We start from the raw sequence: 23,837 nt of genomic DNA, 5'->3' as shown, positions 1-23,837 counted from the left end.
CGGCGATCCGTCACGTCATCTGGGTGTTCATGGAAGGCGTCATTCCCGCCCCCGCCCCGAGGAGGCGGACCGGGTTTCCTGGAACATCGGGATCAAGTCCTCGAGATGAGCCAATTCGATCCTCTGGATGCCGCTATCGCCTCGGCCGCTGGTCTTGCGGCTCCTCTGCGTCGGCATCAGCGACTTCTCGAACCCCAGCTTGGCGGCTTCCTTCAGGCGCACGTCGGTCTGGCTGACCGCCCGGACCTCGCCGGAAAGACCGATCTCGCCGAACACCACCGTGTCGGCCGGCACAGGCTCGCCCGTCAAGGACGACACCAGCGCAGCCGCCACCGCCAGATCGGCGGCGGGTTCGCTGATCCGGAGGCCGCCCGCGACGTTGAGATAGACGTCGTTGGCGCCGATCGCGACGCCGCATCGCGCTTCAAGCACCGCCAGGACCATCGCCAACCTGCCGTTGTCCCAGCCGACCACCGCGCGGCGTGGCGTGCCGAGCGGGGAGGGCGCCACCAGCGCCTGGATCTCCACCAGCACGGGCCGGGTGCCTTCGAGTCCGGCGAAGACGCAGGCGCCGGAGACATCGCCGCGCCGTTCCGCCAGGAACAGTTCCGACGGGTTGGAAACCTCCGTCAGTCCGGCATCGGTCATCTCGAACACGCCGATCTCGTCGGTCGGGCCAAAGCGGTTCTTGACCGCCCGCAAGATGCGGAATTGGTGGCCGCGCTCGCCTTCGAAATATAGCACGGTATCGACCATGTGCTCCAGAACGCGCGGCCCGGCGATGGTGCCTTCCTTGGTGACGTGTCCGACCAGCACCAGGATGATGCCGCGTCGCTTGGCGACCCGGATCAACTCCTGCGCCGAGGCGCGGACCTGCGCCACGGTGCCGGGGGCGCTGTCGAGGGTGTCGACATACATGGTCTGGATCGAGTCGATGACGCAGAGACCGGGCGCGTCGGCGGCATCAAGCGAGGCGACTATGTCGCGGACATTGGTCGCCGCCGCCAGTGCCACGGCGGACTCGGCGGTTCCCAGCCTGGACGCGCGCATCCTGACCTGATCGACCGCCTCCTCGCCCGAGATGTAGGCGCAGCGCAGCGTCCTGGCGAGGCTGCACACGACCTGGAGGAGAAGGGTGGACTTGCCGATGCCGGGATCGCCGCCAACCAGCAGGGCGGAGCCTGGCACCATGCCGCCGCCGCATACGCGGTCATATTCGGCGATGCCGGAGATTTGGCGCGGCGCCCGCTCCGAGACGCCCTTCAGATCGACGAAATCGATCCGCCGGCCAGCACCCGCCGTGCGGCCCAATCCCTTGGGGGCGCTTTCGGGGACGGCCTCCTCCACCAGGGTGTTCCACTCGCCGCACGCGTCGCACTTGCCACTCCATTTGGTGTGGCTGGCGCCGCAGGCCTGGCAGACATAACGGGTGTTGGAGCGGGCCAAGGTAGCAGTGTTCTCGACGTGTTGCGGTGCGGCATGGATAGCATGGAGGTGCACGCCATCCTATCGGAAACGTCCCTCGCGGGACTTGCCCCGGTCGGATGCCAGCCGCGGCCGTTCGATGGCTGGACCGTTCAATCGGTAGCGTAACGGCGTTTATTTAAGATGAACGGAACGGGAATGCGAGATCCCGCCCGACGCCGCGCGCGCGGGTCAGGGATGCATGACCTCCATCTGGATCGGCCCATCGGCCCGCCCGTGGATGAACTGATCGACATAGGGGTTGCCGGAGTTGTCGATTTCCGAGACGGGGCCGTGCCAGATGATCTTTCCCTTGTAGATCATGGCGATGCGGTCGGCGATCTTGCGGGCGCTCGCCATGTCGTGGGTGATCGACAACGCGGTGGCGCCCAGGTCCTTGACGCATTTGATGATCAGGTCGTTGATCACGTCCGCCATGATCGGATCGAGCCCGGTGGTCGGCTCGTCGAAGAAGATGATCTCCGGCTGCGTCGCGATGGCGCGCGCCAAGGCGACCCGCTTCTGCATGCCACCCGACAACTCCGAGGGAAAAAGCTCGGCGACCTCCTTGGCGAGACCGACCGCCGCCAGCTTCTCCACCGCGACTTCCTTCGCTTGGTCGCGCCGCATCTTCTGGCCCTGGATCAGGCCGAAGGCGACGTTCTCCCAAACGGGCAGGCTGTCGAACAGGGCGGCGCCCTGGAAGAGCATGCCGAACTTGCGCATCACCCGCTCGCGATCGCGTGTTCCCAGCCGGGTGGTCTCCTCGCCGTCGATCTGGATCGAGCCGCTGTCGGCGCGCAGCAGGCCTAGGGCGCATTTCAGCATGACCGACTTGCCGGTTCCCGAGCCGCCGATCACCACCAGGGATTCCGCGCGGCCGACCTCCAGGTCCAGCCCGTTGAGGACAACCTTGGAGCCGAACGCCTTGTGGAGGTTGGTCAGCCTGAGCTTGGGCGTCTCGACGAATGTGCCCGGTGGCGTACCGACCGGTGTGCCGTCCGCGAAATAGTTCATGGCGCTCATCGTGAGAAGAACAGACCGGTGATCAGGTAGTTGAACACCAGGATCAGGATGGAGGAGGACACCACGGCGTTGGTGGTCGCGGCCCCGACGCCCTGCGCTCCACCGCGCGATTGATAGCCGTGATAGCAGCCCATCAGCGCGATCACGAAGCCGAAGACGCCCGCCTTGACCAAGCCGGAGATCACGTCCATCGGCTCCAGGTATTCCCAGGTGCGGCCGATATAGGCGGCGGGGTTGAAGTCCAGCCGGTAGACGCCGATCAGGAAGCCGCCGAAGACGCCGATGATGTCGGCCACCAGCACCAGGAACGGCAGCATGGTCAGCCCGGCGATCAGCCGCGGCGCCACGAGGTATTTGAAGGGGTTGGTCGCCAAGGTGGAGAGGGCGTCGACCTGCTCGGTCACCCTCATGGTGCCGATCTCGGCGGCCATCGAGGCGCCGATCCGGCCCGCGACCATCAACCCGGCCAGCACGGGGCCCAGCTCGCGGGTGATGGACAGCACCACCACGGTCGCGACGGCGCCCTCAGCCTGGAAGCGCGCGAAGCCGGTATAGCTTTGCAGGGCCAGCACCATGCCGGTGAACAAGGCGGTCAATCCCACCACCGGCAGCGAGTAGTAGCCGATGTCGATCATCTGCCGTGTGATCAGGCGGAAGTAGAAAGGCGGCCGAAAGCAATGCGAGATGGCGAGGCTGGTGAACAGCATCAGCCTTCCAGTCGCTTCCAAGAAAACCAGGAAAGCGCGACCGGTCGTGGTCAGGAAGCCCATTGATCCCCCGTGGCAGCCTTGCAGGTGGCTGACCCGCTCACCCGCGCCCGCCTGCCGATTTACGGCATTTGGGCCGGACGCGTTGAGGGAACGGCTGAAACCATGCATGTAACCTGCTGGAGTCGTTGCGACTTCACCTCAGCGCGCAGCCTTGTGCGGCGCACCCTACCCAACCGTCATAACACTGTCAACGGTACGGGGGAGAGGGCCTTGGGCCGCTCTCCCCCGTACCGTTGTGATTCGCCAGCCGCCCGGCGTCAGTATTCCTCGCCGCCACCGCCGCCGGGATGGCTTTGGTCCAAGTCGCCGAACTTGGTGTACTGGCCGTCGAAGAACAGGCGGACGGTGCCGATCGGGCCGTGCCGCTGCTTGGCGATGATGACCTCGCCGGTGTTGTGGACCTCTCCCAGCCGCTGCTGCCAGCGCTGGTAGCGGTCGTTGAACTTGTCGTCGGCCTCGTCCGGCCGGCGGCTCGGCTCCGCGCGCTCCAGGTAATACTGCTCGCGGAAGACGAACATGACGACGTCGGCGTCCTGCTCGATCGAACCGGATTCACGAAGGTCGGATAGCTGGGGCCGCTTGTCTTCGCGCTGCTCGACCGCGCGGGAGAGCTGGGACAGCGCCATGACCGGAACGTCCAGCTCCTTGGCGATGGCCTTGAGGCCACGGGTGATCTCGGAGATCTCCTGCACCCGGTTCTCGTTGCCCTTGGTGCCGGATCCGCGCAGCAATTGCAGATAGTCGACCACGATCAGGCCCAGACCGCCGGCGGTCCGCGCCAGCCGCCGCGACCGGGTCCGGACCGCCGCGATGCTGAGCGCCGGGGTGTCGTCGACATAGAAGGGGACGCGCGACAGGATGCTGCTGGCTTCCGAGAAGCGCTGGAAATCCTCCGGCTTCAGGTCGCCACGCCGGATCTTCTCGGAGGCGACCTGCGCCTCGTCGGCGAGGATACGGGTGGCAAGCTGTTCGGCCGACATTTCGAGCGAGAAGAACGCGACGCCGGCGCCTTCCTTGCCCTCGGTCCGCAGATGCGCCTTGGCCGCCGCGAAGGCGATGTTGGTGGCCAGCGCCGTCTTACCCATCGACGGACGTCCGGCGAGGATCAGCAGGTCGCTGGGATGGAGGCCGCCGAGCTTGCGGTCGAGGTCGATCAGGCCCGTCGTGACGCCGGTGACCTGGCTGTCCCGCTTGAACGCCTCCTCCGCCATTTCGATGGCGACTCGGAGCGACTGGCTGAACGGCTGGAAACCGCCCTGGATGTCGCCGGTGGTCGCCAAATCGAAGAGCTTCTTCTCCGCCCCCTCGATCTGTTCGAGGGCGGCACCCTCCAGGTTGTGGCTGTACGCCTCGTTGACCATGTCCTCGCCCATGTCGATGAGCTGGCGGCGGAGGTACAGGTCGTGGATGATTCGGCCGTAATGCTCGGAATTGACCACCGAGACCACGCTGCCGGCCAGTTCGGCGAGATATCCGACGCCACCGACGCTATCCAGCGCCGGATCGCCTTCGAAATAGCGCTTCAGCGTGATCGGGTCGGCGACCTCGCCCCGCTGGATCAGGATGTGGATCGTCTCGAAGATGCGGGTATGCACCGGGTCGTAGAAGTGTTCCGGCTTCAGGAACTCGCCGACCTTCTCATAGGCCTTGTTGTTGGTCAGGATCGCGCCCAGCAGGCTCTGCTCAGCCTCCGCGTTGTTCGGGGTGACACGGTAGCTGGCGCGTCGGCCGGCGGCATCCGCGGGGCGGGCGGCGCGAGGATCAGTGGTCATCGTTTCCATGGTGGGGAGACTAGCAGAGCGGTCCCTGTGGAGATAGACGCCGCGGCTGTGGATAGCTTGTGGAACCCGGCGAGGGAAGTTATCCACAGCCTGTGAAGATGCTGCAAATTAACCCTCGCAATGAGGATTTCCGGATGCGATCATGGGAGCCTTGGGAGTGTATCAAGTTCATTCCGGACCTGTTTCGCCCCGGACAGGTTTCCAAGACACCGAGATTACGGTTACCGAGTTAAGGAAGGATTGGTTCAGCGTGGCCCGGAAATCCGACAGCCCTGGAAAATCCGCCTCCACGAAATCGGAGGGCGAAGCCCGGCCGAGTGCCGCCCAAGTCGAACTGGCGCGTCTGATCGCCGAACGGCACGAGGTGACCTTGCCCCTGGGTTTCGAGGCCGACGGTCCCTGGACCCGCAAGTTCCTTGACGTCTTCGCGTATGATCCGGAAGTGGAGGAGGATGTCTTCCGCCGGGTTCGGAACATCGTCCAATACGTCCGCGAAGGTCGGGACATGCCGGAAATGGCGCGTAAGGTCGGGCTGCGGCCGGATCAGGTCGAGTTCATGATCTCGGTGCTGCGCTGGTCCGACTATGACATGGAGGAGGTGGTCGAGGAGTTCGACACCGATCCCGAGGACGCCGCGTGGCGCGACATGGAGCGCGACTTCGAGGCACGGGCCTACGAATACCATTGAGCACGAGCATCGCTGTAGGTATGCGAAGTTGAGCCAAGTTTGGCTCAACAGTCGGCGTTAGGCTTGTCGCAACATCTGCCCGGATAGTCTGTTGCAAAGACAGATATCGAGAGGGCTTGATGCAGTTTCACGAACCAAGACATGACGAAAACGACAGTGGTGGGCACATGGGGGCCGCGGCCGGATTGATTATCGGCATCATTCTTGGCTCCCTGATGCTCAACTTCACCGCGAGCGATGCCTCGGCTAAACTGGACAGGAATGCTGTCTACACCGACGAACTTGAGACCATGATCAACGGTTGAGTTGCCGATCCTTCGCGTCGAGGGCGGGTTTCACAGGATCAATTCCGAAAGCACGAAAAGCCCGCCGGCTGCCACAGCCGGCGGGCTTTTCGCATGGTCTCGACGGGAAAGCCGAGGACGCCGGTCAGGCGTTCTCGTCTTCCTCGTCCGCTGCGGCGGCGGCGGCTTCGGCGGCGGCCTCGGCCTCTTCCTCTTCGGCCAGCAGGTCCGCGGTGGACACCATGCCGCCACGCTGGGCCTGCATCTGGGCCTCTTCGAGCGTGCGGGCGACGTTCACGCGGACGTTGACGCTGACCTCGGGGTGGAGGATGACGCGGATGTCGTACAGGCCGAGGCTCTTGATCGGATCGCTGATCGCGACCTGATTGCGCTCGACCGTGTAGCCGGCCTCGGTCACCGCCTCGGAGATGTCGCGGCCGTTGACCGACCCGTAGAGCATGCCGGATTCGGCGGCCTGACGGGTGATGATGACGGACACGCCCTTCATCTTGCCGGCGACCTGCTCGGCATCCTTGCGGCGCTCGAGGTTCTGCGCCTCGAGCTGGGCCTTCTGCGTCTCGAAGAAGGCGAGGTTCGCCTTCGTCGCGCGCAGGGCCTTCTTCTGCGGCAGCAGGAAGTTGCGCGCATAGCCGGGCCGAACCTTGACGACCTGACCCATCTGGCCGAGCTTCTCGACCCGCTCCAACAGAATGATATCCATGACTAGTTCTCCTGATCCGGGCCGGTCCGGACGAACCGCCGGCGCAGCCCGGCCCATTGCTCAATCACACCAAGGCCGACGACCATGGCGATCGGCCAGCCGGACACCAGCAAAAAGAAATAGAACACCACCAGCAGCAGGGTCCGGGCCTGCCGCCCACTGGCAAAGGCGTGAACCACGGCCAGCCCGGCGAAGAAGAATGGCACCAGCAGCACGATCGCCACGTTGAGCGCCAGATAGCCCAACTGACCATCGCCGCCCAGCAGGGCCAAGGCTCCGGCCAACGCCAACGGCAAGGGCGCCCAATTCGGCAACTCGACCTCCGCGATCCGCATCGCGGGACGGAGATTGCGGCCAAACCGCAGCAGGACACCTTGCGCCAGCGCCGCGTTGATGATCGCCATCGTGAGCCACGAAACCACCACCATCGCCGGGAAGACCTGGGCGAACCCGTCGATCAGCTCACCAGCCGGCAACTCACCAGCCGCCGAACCGCCACCCGGCTCCACCGTCGCGACCGCTCCGGCGGCATCGCCGAAGGCGACCGAGAGGAACTCCCGCACCGACCCTTCGAGCCCACCCGGATCGCCCAGCGTCAGCAGGGCCGCCGCCATCAATCCGGCCAGACCGAAACCGGTCAGCGCCATCAGCAGCAATCCCGGCGGGTACCATTCCAGCCGCCCATCGGGCCCAGGCCGGGCCAGCAGGGCTTGCCGGATGATCAACGCCACGACGGCGCCGTTCGCCAGACCATAGGACAGTCCGAAGAGCGGTCCACCGAACGCGGCGACGATCAGGACGGCGAGCGTGCCGGCGATCGCGAAGGACCGCAGGCCCAATCCCAACCCGACCATCAGCAGTGGCAATGGCGCCAGATACGCCAGGATGACCGCGCCTAGGCCGCCAGTCGTCACGGAAAGATAGAGCAGCGCGCTGAGCACGCCACCGCCGATCGACATCAGCAGGGCATTACGCATGACGCCGTTCCACCTCGCCCTTTGACAGGGTGCTTATTTCACGATGTACGGCAGTAGCGCCAGGAAGCGGGCGCGCTTGATGGCTCGCGCCAGCTCGCGCTGCTTCTTGGTCGACACCGCGGTGATCCGGCTCGGCACGATCTTGCCGCGCTCGGAGATGAACCGCGACAGCAGCTTGATGTCCTTGTAGTCGATCGCCGGGGCGTTCGGACCCGAGAACGGGCAGGTCTTGCGGCGGCGGAAGAACGGACGACGGGGACCGCCACCAGAGCGGCCGCCGGAGGATGATGGGCCGGTCATGCCTGCTCTCCTTCGAATTCAGTGCGGCGGGGAGGACGGGGGCCGCGATCGCCGCGATCACCACGGTCGCCGCGATCACCGTCGAAACGACGGCCGCCGCGGTCACCACGATCGCCGCGGTCGCCACGATCACCGCGCTCGTTGCGGCTCTGCATCATGGCGGACGGGCCGGCTTCCAACTCGTCGACGCGCACGGTCATGAAGCGCAGGATGTCTTCGCTGATGCTCATGTTGCGCTCCATCTCGGCCACGGCGGCCGGAGGGGCGACAAGGTTGAACATCACGTAGTGACCCTTGCGGTTCTTCTTGATCTTGTAGGTGAGGGTCTTGAGGCCCCACTGCTCGGTCTTGGAGATCTCGCCACCGTTTTCGCGAATGATCGTCGCGTAGGTCTCGGTGAGCGCCTCGACCTGCGCGGTCGAGATGTCCTGGCGTGCGATGAACACGCACTCGTAATTCGCCATTTGGTCTCCCCATGGCTGTTAGCGGCCCGGAGCTGCGGGTCGGCGAAATGCCGGCGTCAGCCTGTCGGACCTAGCCGGACGCTTGGCGTGCGCCGGCAAGGAGCTTTGGAAGCGGCGCACTATACACATCGGCGGTCCGCGGGCAAGCGAATAAGCTTGACAGCCCTGGCTCCGAACACGGTTTGACGGGGTTCACGCCACCAGGTCGGCCGTGAGCTTCCTGAGCTGGGCCGGTGTCAGGTCGGCCATCCCGTCGCACAGGTCGTCCAGGATTTCGGCCGGGAGATCCCTGATGAAATGCGGGGGAAGCCCGCTCCCGATCGCCTGGATCACGCTGGCCGGCGGGAGGGGAGTGGGCGAGGCCGGTTCGGGGTCACCCTCCGAACCGGCCGGAAGGTCATCCTTGGTCACTACCGGAGCTTCGTCTGGTGGCGGAGTTTCGTCCAATCCCGCCGGGATGCCGTCCAGCCATTCGGCCGGATCGGCGGGCATGTCCTCGACATCGGCGTCGGGGGACGGACGGTCGTCATTATAATGGTGGGCGATGCGCCGGTCCTGGATGACGCCGATCAGCTTCAGGCGGAATTCGACCACGCGCATGACCTGCATCGGCTTCTTCGCGTCGAGCGCGTCGCCGATGGCCATCTCCATGATCTCGGCGGCATTGTCGAGTTCCGCCTTGTGGAAAGCGCGGTGCCGGGCGCGAAGCTGGTCGACGCGGAGCCGGATCGCGGCCTGGCTCATCAGGAAGTGACCGCGCTGCTTGGCCCCCTTGGCCGAGTACCCCGACCGCCGTGCCGCCTCGGCCGCGGACGCCCCCGCCGCCATGGCTTCGCAGAACAACTCTTGCCGCGTCACGAGAGGAGCGGTTGAGGACATGGGGCGCATGCTGGTGGGGGCTGGGGCGATCATGGCGGGCCTTCGGCGTTGGATTACTTGAACCAGATTTTAATCCTATAAATTAGCCGAAAGTCAATGGATTTGACGGCTAATTAGGAAAATTTCACCTTTTCATGAGAGCGATCGGAATGGCCTTGATCCACTCCGGTCCCGTTTTCCTACTGGAATGTGATTCTTTTACACAGATGAAGAGGATTCACAGGATGGACACAGATGGATCGACTCTTCCGCTCATCATCGAGGTGGATGAGGGGTCCACCTCGATGGATCCGTGTCCATCCTGTGAATCCTCTTCATCTGTGTTTAAAACAGCGGTCGGAAAATTAGCCTTCGGCAAGGAGCGAGGTCCGTCTCAACCAGCCGTCGCGCGACTACGGTTGAAAGCTGATCAGTTCGGACCGCTTTGGATCGGACTGGCGTCAGCCTGAAGGCCGGGGCGTGGGGCGTTCCGATTCAGGCGGTCTTGACTTAACTCGTTCAAGCGGTATGACTGTCGGCCATTTTGGCGTCCCTCCGAGGCGCCATCCAGTCATACAGGACCGGTCATGACCCGCGCGTTCGTCTTTCCAGGCCAGGGTAGCCAAGCTGTCGGCATGGGCCGGGAACTGTCCGATGCCTTCCAGATCGCCCGCCACACCTTCCAGGAGGTCGACGAGGCTCTGTCGCAGAAGCTTTCCTCCCTCATGTTCGAGGGGCCCGAGAGCGACCTGACGCTGACGGAGAACGCCCAGCCGGCGCTGATGGCGGTGAGCGTCGCCGTCCTGCGGGTGCTGGAGCGCGAGGGCGGGGTGGAACTGCACAAGGCCGCGAGCTTCGTGGCCGGTCATTCCCTGGGCGAGTATTCGGCGCTGGCCGCCGCAGGCACCTTCAGTCTGGCCGACACCGCGCGCCTGTTGAAGCTGCGCGGCCAGGCGATGCAGAAGGCGGTGCCGGTTGGCGAGGGCGCCATGGCCGCGTTGCTGGGGCTGGATCTTGCCGCCGCTCAGGAGATCGCGGCCGAGGCGGCCCAGGGAGAGATCTGCTCGACCGCCAACGACAACGCGCCGGGGCAGGTGGTCGTCAGCGGACACCGCGCCGCTGTGGAGCGCGCCATCGCCATCGCGGCGGGCAAGGGCGCCAAGCGGTCGATCCTGCTGCCGGTCAGCGCACCCTTCCACTGCGAGCTGATGGCTCCGGCCGCCGAGGCCATGGCTGAGGCGCTCGCCAATGTCGAGCTGCGTGGCCCGACGGTGCCGGTGGTGGCCAACGTGACGGCGCAAGCCGTCATCAGCCCGGACGAGATCCGCCGCCTGCTGGTCGATCAGGTCACGGGGCTGGTGCGCTGGCGCGAGAGCGTGCTGTTCATGAAGGAGCAGGGTGTCGACACCCTGGTCGAATTGGGCGCGGGCAAGGTCCTGAGCGGGTTGGCCAAGCGGATCGACCGCGAGATCGCCGGCGTGTCGATCCAGGGGCCGGCCGACATCGAGGCCTTCCTCAAGAAGGTCTCGTGAGTCATTCCTTTACAATGATGGCGTCGGGGATGGCATCACGTCACGCGGTCCTCCCGCCGAATTCACGTCGAGGCCATTGATGTTCGATCTGACGGGTAAATCAGCGCTGGTGACCGGCGCTTCCGGCGGCATCGGAGCCGCCATCGCGCGGGCCCTCCACGCCCAGGGCGCCTCCGTGGCGCTGTCCGGCACCAAGGTCGAGGCGCTCGAGGCGCTGGCTTTGGAGCTGGGCGAGCGCGCCTTCGTGACGCCGGCCAACCTGAGCAACACGGCGGCCACCGAGGCGCTGATCAAGACGGCCGAATCGGCGATGGGGCAGGTGGACATCCTGGTCAACAACGCCGGCCTGACCCGCGATGGTCTCGCCATGCGCATGAAGGACGAGGATTGGCAGCTGGTGCTGGACGTCAACCTGACGGCGGGCTTCCGCCTGTCGCGGGCGGTCCTGCGCGGCATGATGAAGCGCCGCTGGGGCCGCATCATCGGCATCACGTCGATCGTCGGCGTCACCGGCAATCCGGGGCAGGCGAACTACGCGGCGAGCAAGGCCGGCATGATCGGCATGTCGAAGGCGCTGGCCGCCGAGGTCGCGTCGCGGAACATCACGGTCAACTGTGTGGCACCGGGCTTCATCGCGACCGCGATGACCGACGTGCTGCCAGACGAGCAAAAGCAAAAGCTGACGGGCGCCGTCCCGGCCGGCCGGCTGGGCGACCCGAGGGACATCGCCGCCGGCGTCGTCTATCTGGCGAGCGAACAGGCCGGCTACGTGACGGGGCAGACGTTGCATATCAATGGCGGCATGGCCATGATCTAAGGTGACATGGCTGCGCAGTGCCGGTTGTTGGCGGGGGTGCTGGTCAACCCCGCTCAAGTGTGTTATGTGACGGCACTTTTCATGGGGCCGACACTAACGGGTTGGGCCGATAATATCTGGTGTCCAGACGTCGGGGCTCACCCCAATCAAACGAAAGATTCGGGAAGGTTTGTAAAGATGAGTGACATCGCCGAGCGCGTTAAGAAGATCGTCATCGAGCACTTGGGTGCCGAAGAGGCCAAGGTTACCGAGAATGCCAGCTTCATCGACGATCTGGGCGCCGACAGCCTGGACACTGTCGAGCTGGTCATGGCGTTCGAGGAGGAGTTCGGGTGCGAGATCCCCGATGACGCCGCGGAGAAGATCCTGACCGTCAAGGACGCGATCGACTTCATCAAGGCGAACGCCGCGGCCTGAGCCCCGGTCGAGGGTCGCGGGGGCACGGCCAGGTCCATGACCTGGCCGACCAACGCCTGCCATCCAGCGCCAACAATCTCCGGGCTTATCACGCCCCAGGGCCTTTGAAGCAAGGCACGAGCAGTTCAGGATAAATCATGAGACGTGTCGTCGTAACCGGTCTCGGGATGGTGTCGCCCCTCGGGGTAGGCGTTCAGAACAACTGGGAACGTCTCATAAAGGGCGAATCCGGCTTGCGTGGCATCACGTCGTTCGACGTGTCCGATCTGCCGGCCAAGATCGCGGGGCAGGTGCCCCGTGGCCCCACCGCCGAGGGTCTGTTCAACGCGGACGACCACGTGTCGACCAAGGACCAGCGCAAGATGGACGAGTTCATCGTGCTGGCCATCGCCGCCGCCCGCGAGGCCGTGGCGGACAGTGGATGGGTTCCCCAGACCGACGAGGAGCGCGAGAAGACCGGTGTCATGATCGGCTCCGGCATCGGCGGCCTGATCGGCATCTACGAGGGCTCGATCACCCTTCACGAGAAGGGGCCGCGCCGCATCTCCCCCTTCTTCATTCCCGCGAGCCTGATCAATTTGGCCTCCGGCCATGTCTCGATCATGTATGGCTTCAAGGGACCCAATCATTCGGCGGTCACCGCCTGCTCGACCGGCGCGCACGCCATTGGCGACGCCGCCCGCCTGATCATGTGGGAAGACGCCGACGTCATGCTGGCCGGCGGCACCGAGGCGGCGGTGAGCCGCCTGGGCATCGCCGGCTTCTCGTCGGCCCGCGCGCTGTCGACCGGCTACAACGACCGCCCATCGGAGGCTTCCCGCCCCTATGACAAGGGCCGCGATGGCTTCGTGATGGGCGAGGGCTCCGGCGTCGTCGTGCTGGAGGAACTGGAGCACGCCAAGCGGCGTGGCGCCAAGATCTATGCCGAAGTGATCGGCTATGGCATGTCGGGCGACGCTTACCACATCACCTCGCCGCCCGAGGACGGTAACGGCGGTTTCCGGTCGATGCGCAACGCGCTCAAGCGGGCTGGCGTCGATCCCTCCGGCATCGACTACATCAACGCCCACGGCACCTCGACCCCGCTCGGCGACGAGATCGAGCTGGGCGCCGTCAAGCGGCTGTTCGGTTCGGCGATCGAGACCGTGTCGATGTCGTCCACCAAGTCGGCGATCGGCCACTTGCTCGGTGCCGCCGGTGCGGTCGAGGCGATCTTCTCGATCAAGGCGATCAACGATGGCATCGTGCCGCCGACCTTGAACCTGGATGATCCGTCGGATAGCTGCCTTGGCGTCGACTTGGTGCCGAAGCGGGCCAAGGAGAAGCGGGTCAAGGCCGCCCTGTCGAACTCGTTCGGGTTCGGCGGCACCAACGCCTCGCTGGTCTTCAAGGAATTCAAGTAGGTCGCTCATGCGTGTCGCCGTCCGGATCGCGATCGGGGCGGTCTTCGTCATCGTCCTGGTCGCCGGCGCGGCGTTGTGGGGTCTGCACCTCGTCAACCGCGCGGGTCCCTTGGCGACGGAAACCGCCGTCGTCATTCCGCGCGGCAGCGGTCTCGACAACATCAGCGCCGCCCTGACCGACGCGGGGGTCGTCGACCAGCCCCTGGTCTTTGTCGCCGCCGCCAAGATCGCCGGCGCCAACCGGGCTTTGAAGGCCGGCGAGTACGCGTTTCCGGCCCATGTCAGCATCGCCGAGGCCTTTCGTATCCTGCAAAGCGGCAAGACCGTCGTCCGGCGCTTCACCGTGCCCGAGGGGCTGACGTCGTCCCAGGTCGTGCGGCTGATGCGCGACGAGCCATCGCTGGCCGGCGAGATCACCGACGAGCCGGCGGAAGGATCGCTGCTGCCGGAGACCTATCATTATTCCTGGGGCGATGGCCGCGCCGAGATGCTGAAGCGCATGCAGGCCGCGATGAGGACCGCGCTGCAGGCCGCTTGGTCCAAACGGTCGCTGTCGCTGCCGCTAGACACTCCCGAGCAGGCGGTGATCCTCGCGTCGATCGTCGAGAAGGAGACCAGCGTGCCGCGGGAGCGGGCGAAGGTCGCAGGGGTCTTCGTCAACCGGCTGCTATCGAACATGAAGCTCCAGTCGGACCCGACGGTGGTCTACGCCTTGACCGAGGGCGATGGCGCGTTGGGTCGGCCGCTGACGCGCGCCGATTGGAAGTTCGAGTCGCCCTATAACACCTACATGATCGACGGCTTGCCGCCGGCGCCGATCGCCAATCCGGGGAAAGCGTCCCTGGAGGCGGTGATGAATCCGGAACAGCATGAATTCGTCTATTTCGTCGCCGACGGCTCGGGCGGTCACGCCTTCGCGAAGACGCTGGCGGAGCACAACCGCAACGTCACACGCTGGCGCGAGGTGATGAAGCGGCAGGGCGACGAGGGCGCGGCGGAGTAGCCCGGTCGCCGTTCACGATTTGGGTTCAGGACCTTTCCAGCACCCGCCTTGCCAGCGGCACGGTAATTCGGCGACGGGCGGCCAAGGCGGCGGCGTCCAGATCGGCGACCAGCCGCCGCGCGGCGTCGAACGACCGTTCCATGTGGGTCACCAGGAACCCCACGACATCGGCGCCGACGCGCACCTGACGGTCGGCGAACAGCTTGACCAGGATGGCGGCGAGCAGCGCGTCATCGGGAGCACCCACGGCGACGGCGGGAGCCGCCAGCAGGCGGGATCGCAGATCCGGCAGCTTGATCCCCCAATGGGCCGGCGCCGACTCGGCGGTCAGCAGCAGGTGGCCCCCACTTTCCCGGGCGAGATTGTACAGGTGGAACAGCGCGCGTTCGATTCGGGCGTCCCCCGTGCCGCTGTCCGCGTTGTCGATCACCACGGTGGATGTCCGTGCCAGCAGCTGGGGCAGGGTGTCGATTTCCAACTCGCCGGGTTCGACCCTCGGCGCTTGGGTGCGGGCGCGCCACACTTGGGCGAGGTGGGTCTTGCCGCAGCCGGCCGGTCCGAAGATCACCAGGGCCGGCGCCGGCCAGTTCGGCCATAGGTCGAGCCACGAGACCGCCGCCTCGTTGCTGGGAGCCACGAGGAAGTCGTCGGCGCCCATGGCGGCACGGTGCCCGAGATCGAGCGGCAGCTGCGCCGGCCTTCCGATCACGGCCGCCAGACCTCTTCGGCAGCCCCTTCGCCTGAACTCGTGTAGTAGGCGCTGGCGAGATATCGCTGGAGCGCGAACCGGGTCAGCACGCCGATCACGGCGGCGACCGGAACCGCCATCAGGACGCCGAGGAAACCAAACAGGCTGCCGCCGGCGAGCAGGGCGAACATCACCCAGACGGGATGCAGGCCGACCTTGTCGCCCACCAGTTTCGGCGTGAGGAAGTTGCCCTCCACCGCTTGTCCGACCACGAAGATGACGATGACGATGACCACGGGGGTCCAGGTGTCATACTGGACCATCGCGATGCCGACGCTGGACACGAACCCGACCAGCGACCCGACATAGGGGATGAAGGACAGCAGGCCGGCGATCGACCCGATCACCAGACCGAAGTTGAGGCCGAAGATCGACAGCGCCAGTCCGTAGAACAAGCCGAGGACGAGGCAGACCGTCGCTTGGCCGCGGACGAAGCCGGCCAGCGTCCTGTCGATTTCGTTGACTTGGTCCAGGATCGTTCCGGTGTGCTGGCGCGGCAGCCAGCCGTGGATGGTCCCGATCATCACGTCCCAGTCGCGCAGAAGATAGAACGCCACGATTGGCGTGATGAACAGCAGCGTCAGGACGTCGAACAGCGCGAAGCCTCCGGTCACGATCGACCGCAGGACCGTCCCCAGCCAACCCACCAGCTCTCCGGCGTAGGAACCGACGGCGGTTCGCAGCCGCTCCAGGTCCTCCGGCGACAGTTGGGTCATCAGGCCTTCGATCCGCGGGATCGCGGTATTGTTGACCCAGGCGATGATCCGGGGCAACGTCTCGACCAGTTGCACCACCTGGGACTGGATCAACGGCACCAGGAGCAGGAGCGCCAGAATCAGGGCCAAGATGAAGAACAGCAGGACGCAGGTCGTCGCCAGCCAGCGCGCGGCGCCATAGCGCTCCAGCCGGTCGGCGATCGGATCGAGGAAATAGGCGATCGCCATGCCAGCGACGAAGGGCACCAGCACGTCGCTCAGCACATAGAGCGTGACCACCGCCGCCAATAGTGCCAGCAGCCAGAAGCGCCGCTGCCGTGTCTCGGTCATTTCGTTCCGCCCAGCCGGTTCAGCAGTCGGCTCCCCGTCACGACGTAGCCGAGGCCCGACCAGACGGTGGTGACGGTCACCACCCAGATCATGATCGGCGTGATCCAGGCCAAGTCCACCGGAGGCTCCGTCAGACCCAGTCCAAAGGTCGAGAGCACCAGCGCCACCAGCGCTATCTGAACGGTCGTGTTGACCTTGCTGATGAAGGACGGCTGCATCGCGAACGACTCCTTGAGCGTGTAGAGCAGCAGCACGCCGCCGACGATCAGGATATCGCGAAAGACGACCAGGATCACCAGCCAAAGGGGCAGGTAGCCGGTGTGGCCCAGGGCCAGATAGACGCTGACCAGCAGCGCCTTGTCGGCGATCGGGTCGAGAAATCCGCCCAGCATGGTGCGGGAGCGGAACGACCGGGCGATGAATCCATCCACCGCGTCGGACAAGCCGGCGGCGATGAACAGCCAGAACGCCCAGTCCAGCCTGCCTTCCAGGATCAGCCACACCGCCAGGGGCACCGATAGCAGCCGCCCCATGGAGATGATGTTTGGAATGCTCATGACGGTGAGACCCGAACCCGTGCGAGGGCGCTGGTCACGGTGTTGAACGGCCGGCTGAACCTGTCGCCCGCGAGCCGTTCCAGCGCAGCTGCCAGATGGGCCCTGGCTGATAGACGCCGAGCTGCTGGCCCGCCGGCCCCATCACCGCGACGGGGGCCGCGACCGTGCCGGGCGTGGCGGGCAGGCCGGCCTGGATGGCGCCCTGGTCCAGCGGAGCGGCCTCGGTCAGTTCCAAGTCCTGCTGGGCGAGCGCGTTCCGGAGAACATCGGGCGAGCCGCGATAGGCCAGCTCGACCCGGGCGGCCCCGCGGGTCAGCGACAGCAGGTCGGTGCGCGACACCGTTGGAACCTGGGCCAGCCGGCGCTTCGTCTGGACCCAATCCTCCAGCCGCGCGATCGGGACGGCGACCTGCATCACCTGCTCCGGACCGGCGGCGACCGTGTTCGCCTGCCGCCACTTGTCCTCCAGATTACGGATGACGGCGGCGACCCCTCCGGCTAGGTAGGCGTCGACCGACTGGCCGGGTGCCGCGGGGATCGTGACGCTGTCGGTCCGCCTGCCGCCTTCCGCGCCGTAGCGGGTCAGCTTGACGGTGTTGGGCTGGGACGGGTCGGGCTCCGCTCCGCGCACGCCGAGGACCGCGACCAGGACATCGCCCGCCTGATAGCGCTCCGCGATGGAGGTGAAGCCACTCGCGGAGCCGTCGATCGCGTTGGCGGCGCTGACATCGGCGATATCGCTCAACTCGCCATAGGGGACCACGATTGGCACCATGCCTTGGGGAGGCGGGAAGTTCTCCCAGGCGGCGCGCCAGGCGGTGCGATCCTCCCATAGGATCGGCCCGCCGCCGGTCGGCTGGTAGACCGGTAGGACCAGGACCGGCTTGCTGCGGACCTCGACATAGCTGGCGCCCTTGTTCTGCAGCAGCGTCCGTACGTTCGCCGGGCGGAAGCGTACGGTCAGCGTCGCCAGATACCGGACCGCCGAGCTGCGCTCGCGCTGGACCTCGAAATCCTGGACCAGCCGGGCGACCTCGATATCGCTCAATTCGGGCGGGCGGCCGGCCTGGTCGGGACTGAGGCGGCCATAGAGGGTTCCGAAGGCCTTGCGCTGCGCCTCGGTGATCGCCCGGTCGCGCGCCGCCGCCGCGTTGTCGGCCGTGACATCGATTTCGACATCCTTGACGGTATAGATATCGCTGGCTTCCTGAGCCCGGAGCGGGCTGGAAAAAGCGAGCAGGACGATGCCAACGGCAAGCTGGAACAGGCATGCCAGCGGACGGCGGTGAAGCATTGCAAAGCCTTCCGTTTCGAGTATGTTCGGCCCTTGATGCCGGCCCGTGATGCTGTTTCATGACCTGGGACCGGCCCGGTTTATAACCCAGCGCACGCGAGGACGCCATCAACACCACATCTAATAACACCGGATCGAATAACACCGGCGACGCCTATAAGGATGCCGGTGTCGACATCGACGCCGGCGCGGCCCTCGTCGATGCGATCAAGCCTCTGGCGAAGGCCACGGCCCGGGTTGGCGCGGATGCGGGACTGGGTGGTTTCGGCGCGCTGTTCGATCTCAAGGCCGCCGGCTACAAGGACCCGATCCTGGTCGCCAGCACCGATGGCGTCGGCACCAAGCTGAAGATCGCCATCGCGGCCAACAAGCATGACACGATCGGGATCGACCTGGTCGCCATGAGCGTCAACGACCTCGTGGTGCAGGGTGCCGAGCCGCTGTTCTTCCTGGATTACTTCGCGACCGGCAAGCTGGACGTGGCGTCGGGCCGGGACATTGTCGCGGGCATCGCCGAGGGCTGCCGGATCGCCGGCTGCGCCCTGATCGGCGGCGAGACGGCCGAGATGCCCGGCATGTACGCCGGCAAGGATTACGACCTCGCGGGCTTCGCTGTCGGCGCCGCCGAGCGCGGCCAGATCCTGACCGGGACGGATGTCGCGGCGGGCGACGTGGTGCTGGGGCTGGCGTCGAGCGGCGTCCACTCCAACGGCTACTCGCTGGTCCGCCGGATCGTCGAGAAGGCTGGCCTGTCCTATCAGGACGAAGCGCCCTTCGCTCCGGGCACCTCCCTGGGCGAGGCGTTGCTGGCGCCGACCCGGATCTACGTCAAGCCGGCGCTGGCCGCCGTGCGGGCCGGCACCGTCAAGGCCCTGGCCCACATCACAGGCGGCGGGTTGACCGACAACATTCCGCGCGTGCTGCCCGAGGGTCTGGGCGTGACTTTGGATGCGACCGCGTGGCCGTTGCTGCCGGTGTTCCGCTGGATGGCGGAGAGCGCCGGCATCTCGGACGAGGATCTGGCCCGCACCTTCAACTGCGGCATCGGCATGGTCGTGATCACGGCGCCGGACAAGGCGGACGAGGCCATGCGCATCCTGTCCGAGGCTGGCGAGTCGGTCCACCGGATCGGCGAAGTCCAGCCCGCCATCGGCGAGGTCGAGCGCGTGGTGATCGACGGAGTGGACACGGCGTGGCACGCCTGAGGGTCGGCGTCCTGATCTCGGGGCGCGGCAGCAACCTTCAGGCCCTGATCGACGCCTGCGCCGATCCGGAGTTCCCGGCGGAGATCGTGCTGGTCCTGTCCAACAAGGCCGACGCCTATGGCCTGGAGCGCGCCCGGCTGGCCGGCGTCACGGGCCAAGTCGTCAGCCACCGCGATTTCCCCGACAAGCCGAGCTTCGAGGCGGCGATGGATGGCGCCTTGGCGGCGGCCGGTGTGGAGTTGGTTTGCCTCGCCGGGTTCATGCGGCTGCTGACGGCGGAGTTCGTCGAGCGCTGGCGCGACCGGATGATCAACATCCATCCCTCGTTGCTGCCGTCGTTCAAGGGGTTGGACACCCATGCCCGCGCCTTGGCCGCCGGCGTGCGATTCACCGGCTGCACCGTCCACTACGTGCGTCCGGCGATGGACGAGGGCCCGATCATCATCCAGGCCGCCGTGCCGGTGCTGGCGGATGATGACGACCATGCCCTGGCCGACCGGGTCCTGGTCGCCGAGCATCGCTGCTACCCGCTGGCGCTCCGCTTGATCGCCGAGGGCAGGGTTCGGGTCGAGGGCGAGCGGGCGACCGTGATGGGTCCAGCCGCGCTGGCTGGGGAGCCGCTGCTGAACCCCGTCGGCTGACCCGCTCGAACGAGGCCGATCATCCTATGACGGCGAGCGGGTTTGCGCTTGTAAACGGTTTTGTCTACCGTTAGATCGGGGCGTCGGGACCCCAATAAGAAAGCAGAGGTTGGAGATGGCCGTGACCGAAAGTGAAGACGAGTTCAGGAAAGAGGAATACCGCGCCCATATGGACACGTATGAGCGGTTCACCGCCTTGACCAAGTACAGTGCCATCGCGGTGGCGGTCATCCTGGTCCTGATGGCGATCTTCCTGCTCTGACATCCCGACCGGGCGGCGCCCGTCCTTTCCAGCGTGGCGGTCGCCCCCGGTTCCATGGTTCTCCCGTTCAATCCCTTCCGCATCGACTGGAACGACTGCACGTTCGCCCAATGGAACGCGCTGTTGAACCGGTGCAAGCGTCCGACGCTGCTCCAGACCTTGCCCTATGCCCAGGCGCTGGCGAAGACGGAGGGCTGGAAGGCCGATTTCGGCATCATCCGGTTCGAGGATAAGCCGGTCGGTCTGGTCCAGGTCCAAACCAAGCGCTGGCTGCCCTTCCTGACCACCTGCCAGATCCACCGCGGTCCCTTGTGGATCCACGACGAGATTCCCGGCGAGATGTTGAAGCTGGTCCTGCGGATGATCCGCGACCGCTACCATCTGCTGCGCGGCCGCCCCCTGGTGTTCCATCCCGAGATGATCGATGGCGATGTGGCGCGCAAGCGCCTATCGGACAGCGGCTTCCATCGCCGAAGCGCCGGCTACGAGTCGGTCTGGCTCGACCTGACGCCCACACCCGACGATCTTCGAGCGGGGCTGGACCGCAAATGGCGGAACAAGCTGGTGCAGGCCGAGCGGAGCGGGCTGGAGGTCGAGACCGACACCTCGGGCCGCCGATTCGACTGGCTGATGGAGAAGTACCTTCAGGACAAGATGGCGCGGAACTACAAGGGTCCGTCGCCGGCGTTCCTGCGGGTGCTGAGGGAGTTGTCGGCGGATACCGCTCCGCCGGTGCAGCTCACCGCCCTGCGGGAGGGACGGCCGGTCGCGGGCGTTTTCCTGGTGCGGCATGGTGTCGCCGCCACGTATCAGGTCGGCTGGAATGGGGAGGAGGGGCGGCGGTCGCGCGCTCACCACCTGCTGCTTTGGCGTTCGGCACTGTGGCTGAAGGCCAATGGCATCACCGGCTTCGACCTGGGCGGTCTCAACGAGACGACTCCGGGGATCGCGCGGTTCAAGACGGGAATGGGCGGCCAGCCGTTCCGCCTGGTCGGCGGATACGTCTGACCGTCCGAAACCTACCGGCCCCTAGATCAGGGGACGATTTCGCTCTTGCTGAAGAAGAACTTGATCTCGCTGGCCGCGTTCTCCGGGCTGTCGGAGCCGTGGACCGAGTTCGCCTCGATCGACTCGGCGAAATCCTTGCGGATGGTGCCGGCGGCGGCGTTCGCAGGGTTGGTGGCGCCCATGATGTCGCGGTTGCGCTGGACGGCGTCCTCGCCTTCCAGGACCTGGACCACGACCGGACCGGAGATCATGAAGGTGACCAGCTCGCCGAAGAACGAGCGTTCGGCGTGGACCTCGTAGAACTTCTCCGCCTGTTCCTTGGTCAGACGGATGCGCTTCTGCGCCACGATCCGCAGCCCGGCTTCCTCGAAGCGGGCGTTGATCTTACCCGTGAGGTTCCGGCGGGTCGCGTCCGGCTTGATGATGGACAAGGTCCGTTCGACGGCCATGTTGGAAGGCTCCTGTGTGCTCTCGCAAAATTCGCGGCGTTATATACGCGCTTCGGCGGAGTTGGCAACGAGGGTTTTTTTCGACCGGTCTTTCCGAACACGTCCCGATCCCCGGCGCAAGCGTCCGGCAACCGGCTGCCATTCGTGGAGGCCATGGCGATTTCGGCGCGCGGTGACTTCAAATCGACCCATCCGCCATGCTATCACCTGCCTCGGCATGCTTCATATCAAAGACCTGATTTTCCGCTTCGGCGGGCGTGTGATCTTCGACCACGCCACCGTCGCCATTCCCAAGGGCCATCGCGTCGCGCTGGTCGGTCGCAACGGCACGGGCAAGACGACCCTGCTCCGTCTGATCGCCGGGCAGATGCCCGTGGACGGCGGATCCATCACCATGCCCGCGGGGACACGCATGGGCATGGTGGCGCAGGAGGCGCCGAGCAGCGACGTCAGCCTGCTCGACACGGTGCTGGCCGCCGATGTCGAACGCACGGCGCTGCTGGCGGAGGCCGAGACCGCCGCCGACCCGCACCGGATCGGCGAGATCCACACCCGGCTGGCCGATATCCATGCCCATTCGGCCCCGGCGCGGGCGGCGCAGATCCTATCCGGCCTTGGTTTCGACGCCGAGGCGCAGACGCGGCCGTGCAGCGACTTCTCCGGCGGCTGGCGCATGCGCGTGGCGCTGGCCGGCGTGCTGTTCGCGGCGCCCGAACTGCTGCTGCTGGACGAGCCGACCAACCACCTGGACCTGGAAGCGACGATCTGGCTGGAGAACTACCTGCGGAACTACCCGCACACGATCCTGCTGATCAGCCATGACCGCGAGTTGCTCAACAAGGTCCCGACCACGACGATCCACCTGGATCAGGCCAAGCTGATCTCCTACACCGGCAACTACGACCAGTTCGAGCGGACCCGGCGGGCCAACCTGGAGCGGCTGGCTGCCAACCAGACCAAGCAGATCGCCCAGCGGAAGCATATCCAGTCCTACATCGACCGCTTCCGCTACAAGGCGTCCAAGGCCCGACAGGCGCAAAGCCGGATCAAGATGCTGGAGCGGATGGAGCCGCTGGTCAGCATCGTCGAGGACCACACCGTCAGCTTCGATTTTCCGTCGCCGGCCCAACTGGCTCCGCCGCTGATCCAGCTGGAGGATGTCGACGTCGGCTATGACGGCAAGCCGATCCTGCGAGGCTTGGATCTCCGCATCGACCTGGACGACCGCATCGCCCTACTGGGCGCCAACGGCAACGGCAAATCGACCCTGGTCAAGCTGCTGGCGAACCGGCTGGCGCCGATGGCCGGCGAGATGAGACGGTCGAGCAAGCTCAGGATCGGCTACTTCGCGCAGCATCAGGCGGAGGAGCTGGACTTGAGCTTGACCGCCGTGGCGCAGGCGCGGCTGTGGATGAAGGACGTGGTCGAGGAGAAGGTCCGGGCCCATCTGGGCCGGTTCGGCTTTCCCCAGCAGAAGGCCGACACCCAGATCGCCAAGCTGTCGGGCGGCGAGAAGGCGCGGCTGCTGTTCGCGCTGATGACCCGCGAGGCTCCCCACGTGTTGATGCTCGACGAGCCGACCAACCACCTCGACATCGACAGCCGCGAGGCGCTGATCCAGGCGATCAACGGTTTCGAGGGGGCGGTGATCCTGATCAGCCACGATCCCCACCTGATCGAACTGACCGCCGACCGCCTGCTGCTGGTCGATGGTGGAGCGTGCCGGCCCTATGACGGCGATCTGGAGGACTATCGGAAGCTGCTGATGGAGAAGCGGCGCGCCGACAAGTCGGACGGCAAGGAGAGCGACCAGGGCGGGGGCAACAAGAAGGATCAGCGCCGCGCCGCCGCCGAGCTGCGCGCGGCCCTGGCCCCTTTGAAGCGCAAGGCCGAGAACGCGGAGAAGCTGATCGCCCGGCTGACCCGCGACCGCCAGGAGCTTCAGGTCAAGCTCGCCGAGCCGGGCCTGTACGATGGACCGCCGGACAAGGTGACCAAGCTCCAGATCCAGATCGGCGACCTGGACAAGAAGCTGGAGGCGGCCGAGCAGACCTGGCTCGACGCGCTGGAGGTGCTGGAAGCCGCCGAATCGGAAGCCGCCGGCACCGCCTGAAGCAATTGG

At 65.9% G+C, this 23,837-nt stretch carries 26 protein-coding genes; 12 read left to right on the top strand and 14 right to left on the bottom strand.

The window, feature by feature from the left end; all coding sequences use genetic code 11:
- Positions 1-39: 39 nt before the first annotated feature.
- The 4 genes from radA to N825_RS14015 form a co-directional block, all read right to left on the bottom strand.
- On the bottom strand, positions 40-1,446 hold the full coding sequence (gene radA, locus N825_RS14030) for a DNA repair protein RadA (protein WP_051512347.1): 1,407 nt from the start codon (positions 1,444-1,446) through the stop codon (positions 40-42).
- Positions 1,447-1,656: 210 nt separating this feature from the next.
- Positions 1,657-2,481 (bottom strand): ABC transporter ATP-binding protein, encoded by an 825-nt coding sequence (locus tag N825_RS14025; RefSeq protein ID WP_051512380.1) that lies wholly within the window; start codon positions 2,479-2,481, stop codon positions 1,657-1,659.
- A gap of 5 nt (positions 2,482-2,486) precedes the next feature.
- Entirely contained in the window at positions 2,487-3,260 is a 774-nt protein-coding gene (locus tag N825_RS14020) for an MlaE family ABC transporter permease (protein WP_037452707.1), read from the bottom strand.
- Positions 3,261-3,517: 257 nt separating this feature from the next.
- Entirely contained in the window at positions 3,518-5,041 is a 1,524-nt protein-coding gene (locus N825_RS14015) for a replicative DNA helicase (protein ID WP_157619186.1), read from the bottom strand.
- A gap of 250 nt (positions 5,042-5,291) precedes the next feature.
- Here N825_RS14015 and N825_RS14010 point away from each other — a divergent pair, with 250 nt between their 5' ends.
- Positions 5,292-5,729 carry a hypothetical protein gene (locus tag N825_RS14010; protein ID WP_037452704.1) on the top strand — a complete coding sequence of 146 codons (438 nt, stop codon included), beginning with the start codon at positions 5,292-5,294 and terminating at the stop codon, positions 5,727-5,729.
- 119 nt (positions 5,730-5,848) lie between these two features.
- Positions 5,849-6,034 (top strand): hypothetical protein, encoded by a 186-nt coding sequence (locus tag N825_RS14005; RefSeq protein WP_037452701.1) that lies wholly within the window; start codon positions 5,849-5,851, stop codon positions 6,032-6,034.
- Positions 6,035-6,158: 124 nt separating this feature from the next.
- Here N825_RS14005 and rplI read toward each other — a convergent pair whose 3' ends face one another.
- The 5 genes from rplI to N825_RS13980 all read right to left on the bottom strand — a co-directional run bounded on the left by rplI (position 6,159) and on the right by N825_RS13980 (position 9,387).
- The gene (gene rplI, locus N825_RS14000; protein ID WP_037452698.1) at positions 6,159-6,734 is read right to left on the bottom strand and encodes a 50S ribosomal protein L9; all 576 of its coding nucleotides are present in this window, start codon (positions 6,732-6,734) and stop codon (positions 6,159-6,161) included.
- A gap of 2 nt (positions 6,735-6,736) precedes the next feature.
- The gene (locus tag N825_RS13995; RefSeq protein WP_037452695.1) at positions 6,737-7,711 is read right to left on the bottom strand and encodes a DUF2232 domain-containing protein; all 975 of its coding nucleotides are present in this window, start codon (positions 7,709-7,711) and stop codon (positions 6,737-6,739) included.
- A 33-nt stretch (positions 7,712-7,744) separates the two neighbouring features.
- Complete coding sequence (gene rpsR, locus N825_RS13990) at positions 7,745-8,011, bottom strand: 30S ribosomal protein S18 (RefSeq protein ID WP_037452692.1); 267 nt, start codon at positions 8,009-8,011, stop codon at positions 7,745-7,747.
- Entirely contained in the window at positions 8,008-8,475 is a 468-nt protein-coding gene (gene rpsF, locus N825_RS13985; RefSeq protein WP_037452689.1) for a 30S ribosomal protein S6, read from the bottom strand. The genes rpsR and rpsF overlap by 4 nt, the downstream gene beginning before the upstream one ends.
- A gap of 192 nt (positions 8,476-8,667) precedes the next feature.
- A complete protein-coding gene (locus N825_RS13980) occupies positions 8,668-9,387 on the bottom strand; it encodes a terminase small subunit (protein WP_037452686.1) in 720 nt (239 codons plus the stop codon).
- Between the two features lie 533 nt (positions 9,388-9,920).
- Between N825_RS13980 and fabD the strand changes: the two genes are divergently transcribed.
- The 5 genes from fabD (at position 9,921) to mltG (ending at position 14,505) form a co-directional block, all read left to right on the top strand.
- Positions 9,921-10,865 carry an ACP S-malonyltransferase gene (fabD, locus tag N825_RS13975; RefSeq protein WP_037452683.1) on the top strand — a complete coding sequence of 315 codons (945 nt, stop codon included), beginning with the start codon at positions 9,921-9,923 and terminating at the stop codon, positions 10,863-10,865.
- A 79-nt stretch (positions 10,866-10,944) separates the two neighbouring features.
- Positions 10,945-11,682 (top strand): 3-oxoacyl-[acyl-carrier-protein] reductase, encoded by a 738-nt coding sequence (fabG, locus tag N825_RS13970; RefSeq protein ID WP_037452680.1) that lies wholly within the window; start codon positions 10,945-10,947, stop codon positions 11,680-11,682.
- Between the two features lie 177 nt (positions 11,683-11,859).
- Positions 11,860-12,099 carry an acyl carrier protein gene (locus N825_RS13965; protein WP_037452677.1) on the top strand — a complete coding sequence of 80 codons (240 nt, stop codon included), beginning with the start codon at positions 11,860-11,862 and terminating at the stop codon, positions 12,097-12,099.
- 137 nt (positions 12,100-12,236) lie between these two features.
- Positions 12,237-13,502, top strand: coding sequence for a beta-ketoacyl-ACP synthase II (fabF, locus tag N825_RS13960; protein WP_037452674.1), 1,266 nt, complete (start codon positions 12,237-12,239; stop codon positions 13,500-13,502).
- 7 nt (positions 13,503-13,509) lie between these two features.
- Positions 13,510-14,505, top strand: coding sequence for an endolytic transglycosylase MltG (gene mltG / locus N825_RS13955; protein ID WP_037452671.1), 996 nt, complete (start codon positions 13,510-13,512; stop codon positions 14,503-14,505).
- A 25-nt stretch (positions 14,506-14,530) separates the two neighbouring features.
- On the opposite strand, the gene N825_RS13950 is transcribed toward mltG, so the two are convergent.
- From N825_RS13950 to N825_RS13935, 4 genes are read right to left on the bottom strand one after another with little or no spacing between them, the layout of a single operon-like run.
- Complete coding sequence (locus N825_RS13950; protein ID WP_342666023.1) at positions 14,531-15,214, bottom strand: HdaA/DnaA family protein; 684 nt, start codon at positions 15,212-15,214, stop codon at positions 14,531-14,533.
- Positions 15,211-16,299, bottom strand: coding sequence for an AI-2E family transporter (locus N825_RS13945; protein WP_037452668.1), 1,089 nt, complete (start codon positions 16,297-16,299; stop codon positions 15,211-15,213). The genes N825_RS13950 and N825_RS13945 overlap by 4 nt, the downstream gene beginning before the upstream one ends.
- Positions 16,296-16,856: a CDP-alcohol phosphatidyltransferase family protein gene (locus N825_RS13940; protein ID WP_037452665.1), complete on the bottom strand. Its 561-nt coding sequence runs from the start codon at positions 16,854-16,856 to the stop codon at positions 16,296-16,298. Before N825_RS13940 ends, N825_RS13945 begins: the two co-directional genes overlap by 4 nt.
- Before the next feature lie 34 nt (positions 16,857-16,890).
- A complete protein-coding gene (locus tag N825_RS13935; RefSeq protein WP_051512346.1) occupies positions 16,891-18,150 on the bottom strand; it encodes a DUF2066 domain-containing protein in 1,260 nt (419 codons plus the stop codon).
- A 107-nt stretch (positions 18,151-18,257) separates the two neighbouring features.
- On the opposite strand from N825_RS13935, the gene purM reads away from it, so the two are divergent.
- The 4 genes from purM to N825_RS13920 all read left to right on the top strand — a co-directional run bounded on the left by purM (position 18,258) and on the right by N825_RS13920 (position 21,266).
- The gene (gene purM / locus N825_RS13930; RefSeq protein ID WP_051512345.1) at positions 18,258-19,355 is read left to right on the top strand and encodes a phosphoribosylformylglycinamidine cyclo-ligase; all 1,098 of its coding nucleotides are present in this window, start codon (positions 18,258-18,260) and stop codon (positions 19,353-19,355) included.
- On the top strand, positions 19,343-19,996 hold the full coding sequence (gene purN / locus N825_RS13925) for a phosphoribosylglycinamide formyltransferase (protein WP_037452661.1): 654 nt from the start codon (positions 19,343-19,345) through the stop codon (positions 19,994-19,996). The genes purM and purN overlap by 13 nt, the downstream gene beginning before the upstream one ends.
- Positions 19,997-20,117: 121 nt before the next feature.
- The gene (locus tag N825_RS37900; RefSeq protein ID WP_198038321.1) at positions 20,118-20,258 is read left to right on the top strand and encodes an aa3-type cytochrome c oxidase subunit IV; all 141 of its coding nucleotides are present in this window, start codon (positions 20,118-20,120) and stop codon (positions 20,256-20,258) included.
- Between the two features lie 54 nt (positions 20,259-20,312).
- Positions 20,313-21,266: a lipid II:glycine glycyltransferase FemX gene (locus N825_RS13920; protein ID WP_037452660.1), complete on the top strand. Its 954-nt coding sequence runs from the start codon at positions 20,313-20,315 to the stop codon at positions 21,264-21,266.
- A gap of 26 nt (positions 21,267-21,292) precedes the next feature.
- On the opposite strand, the gene ndk is transcribed toward N825_RS13920, so the two are convergent.
- A complete protein-coding gene (gene ndk, locus N825_RS13915; RefSeq protein WP_037452657.1) occupies positions 21,293-21,715 on the bottom strand; it encodes a nucleoside-diphosphate kinase in 423 nt (140 codons plus the stop codon).
- A 217-nt stretch (positions 21,716-21,932) separates the two neighbouring features.
- Between ndk and N825_RS13910 the strand changes: the two genes are divergently transcribed.
- Positions 21,933-23,828: an ABC-F family ATP-binding cassette domain-containing protein gene (locus N825_RS13910; protein ID WP_037452654.1), complete on the top strand. Its 1,896-nt coding sequence runs from the start codon at positions 21,933-21,935 to the stop codon at positions 23,826-23,828.
- Positions 23,829-23,837: the final 9 nt, after the last annotated feature.

This window comes from Skermanella stibiiresistens SB22 (genome assembly GCF_000576635.1).
Taxonomy (GTDB): domain Bacteria; phylum Pseudomonadota; class Alphaproteobacteria; order Azospirillales; family Azospirillaceae; genus Skermanella; species Skermanella stibiiresistens.
The sequence above is the reverse complement of the archived record's forward strand: the minus strand, read 5'-3'. Positions and strand labels throughout refer to the sequence as shown.

Coding starts and splice junctions, on each gene's coding strand:
- N825_RS14025 (WP_051512380.1), bottom strand. CDS start 2,481: ATGAACTATTTCGCGGACGGCACACCGGTCGGTACGCCACCGGGCACA.
- N825_RS14020 (WP_037452707.1), bottom strand. CDS start 3,260: ATGGGCTTCCTGACCACGACCGGTCGCGCTTTCCTGGTTTTCTTGGAA.
- N825_RS14015 (WP_157619186.1), bottom strand. CDS start 5,041: ATGGAAACGATGACCACTGATCCTCGCGCCGCCCGCCCCGCGGATGCC.
- N825_RS14005 (WP_037452701.1), top strand. CDS start 5,849: ATGCAGTTTCACGAACCAAGACATGACGAAAACGACAGTGGTGGGCAC.
- rplI (WP_037452698.1), bottom strand. CDS start 6,734: ATGGATATCATTCTGTTGGAGCGGGTCGAGAAGCTCGGCCAGATGGGT.
- N825_RS13995 (WP_037452695.1), bottom strand. CDS start 7,711: ATGCGTAATGCCCTGCTGATGTCGATCGGCGGTGGCGTGCTCAGCGCG.
- rpsR (WP_037452692.1), bottom strand. CDS start 8,011: ATGACCGGCCCATCATCCTCCGGCGGCCGCTCTGGTGGCGGTCCCCGT.
- rpsF (WP_037452689.1), bottom strand. CDS start 8,475: ATGGCGAATTACGAGTGCGTGTTCATCGCACGCCAGGACATCTCGACC.
- N825_RS13980 (WP_037452686.1), bottom strand. CDS start 9,387: ATGATCGCCCCAGCCCCCACCAGCATGCGCCCCATGTCCTCAACCGCT.
- fabD (WP_037452683.1), top strand. CDS start 9,921: ATGACCCGCGCGTTCGTCTTTCCAGGCCAGGGTAGCCAAGCTGTCGGC.
- fabG (WP_037452680.1), top strand. CDS start 10,945: ATGTTCGATCTGACGGGTAAATCAGCGCTGGTGACCGGCGCTTCCGGC.
- N825_RS13965 (WP_037452677.1), top strand. CDS start 11,860: ATGAGTGACATCGCCGAGCGCGTTAAGAAGATCGTCATCGAGCACTTG.
- fabF (WP_037452674.1), top strand. CDS start 12,237: ATGAGACGTGTCGTCGTAACCGGTCTCGGGATGGTGTCGCCCCTCGGG.
- mltG (WP_037452671.1), top strand. CDS start 13,510: ATGCGTGTCGCCGTCCGGATCGCGATCGGGGCGGTCTTCGTCATCGTC.
- N825_RS13945 (WP_037452668.1), bottom strand. CDS start 16,299: ATGACCGAGACACGGCAGCGGCGCTTCTGGCTGCTGGCACTATTGGCG.
- N825_RS13940 (WP_037452665.1), bottom strand. CDS start 16,856: ATGAGCATTCCAAACATCATCTCCATGGGGCGGCTGCTATCGGTGCCC.
- N825_RS13935 (WP_051512346.1), bottom strand. CDS start 18,150: ATGCTTCACCGCCGTCCGCTGGCATGCCTGTTCCAGCTTGCCGTTGGC.
- N825_RS13920 (WP_037452660.1), top strand. CDS start 20,313: ATGGTTCTCCCGTTCAATCCCTTCCGCATCGACTGGAACGACTGCACG.
- ndk (WP_037452657.1), bottom strand. CDS start 21,715: ATGGCCGTCGAACGGACCTTGTCCATCATCAAGCCGGACGCGACCCGC.
- N825_RS13910 (WP_037452654.1), top strand. CDS start 21,933: ATGCTTCATATCAAAGACCTGATTTTCCGCTTCGGCGGGCGTGTGATC.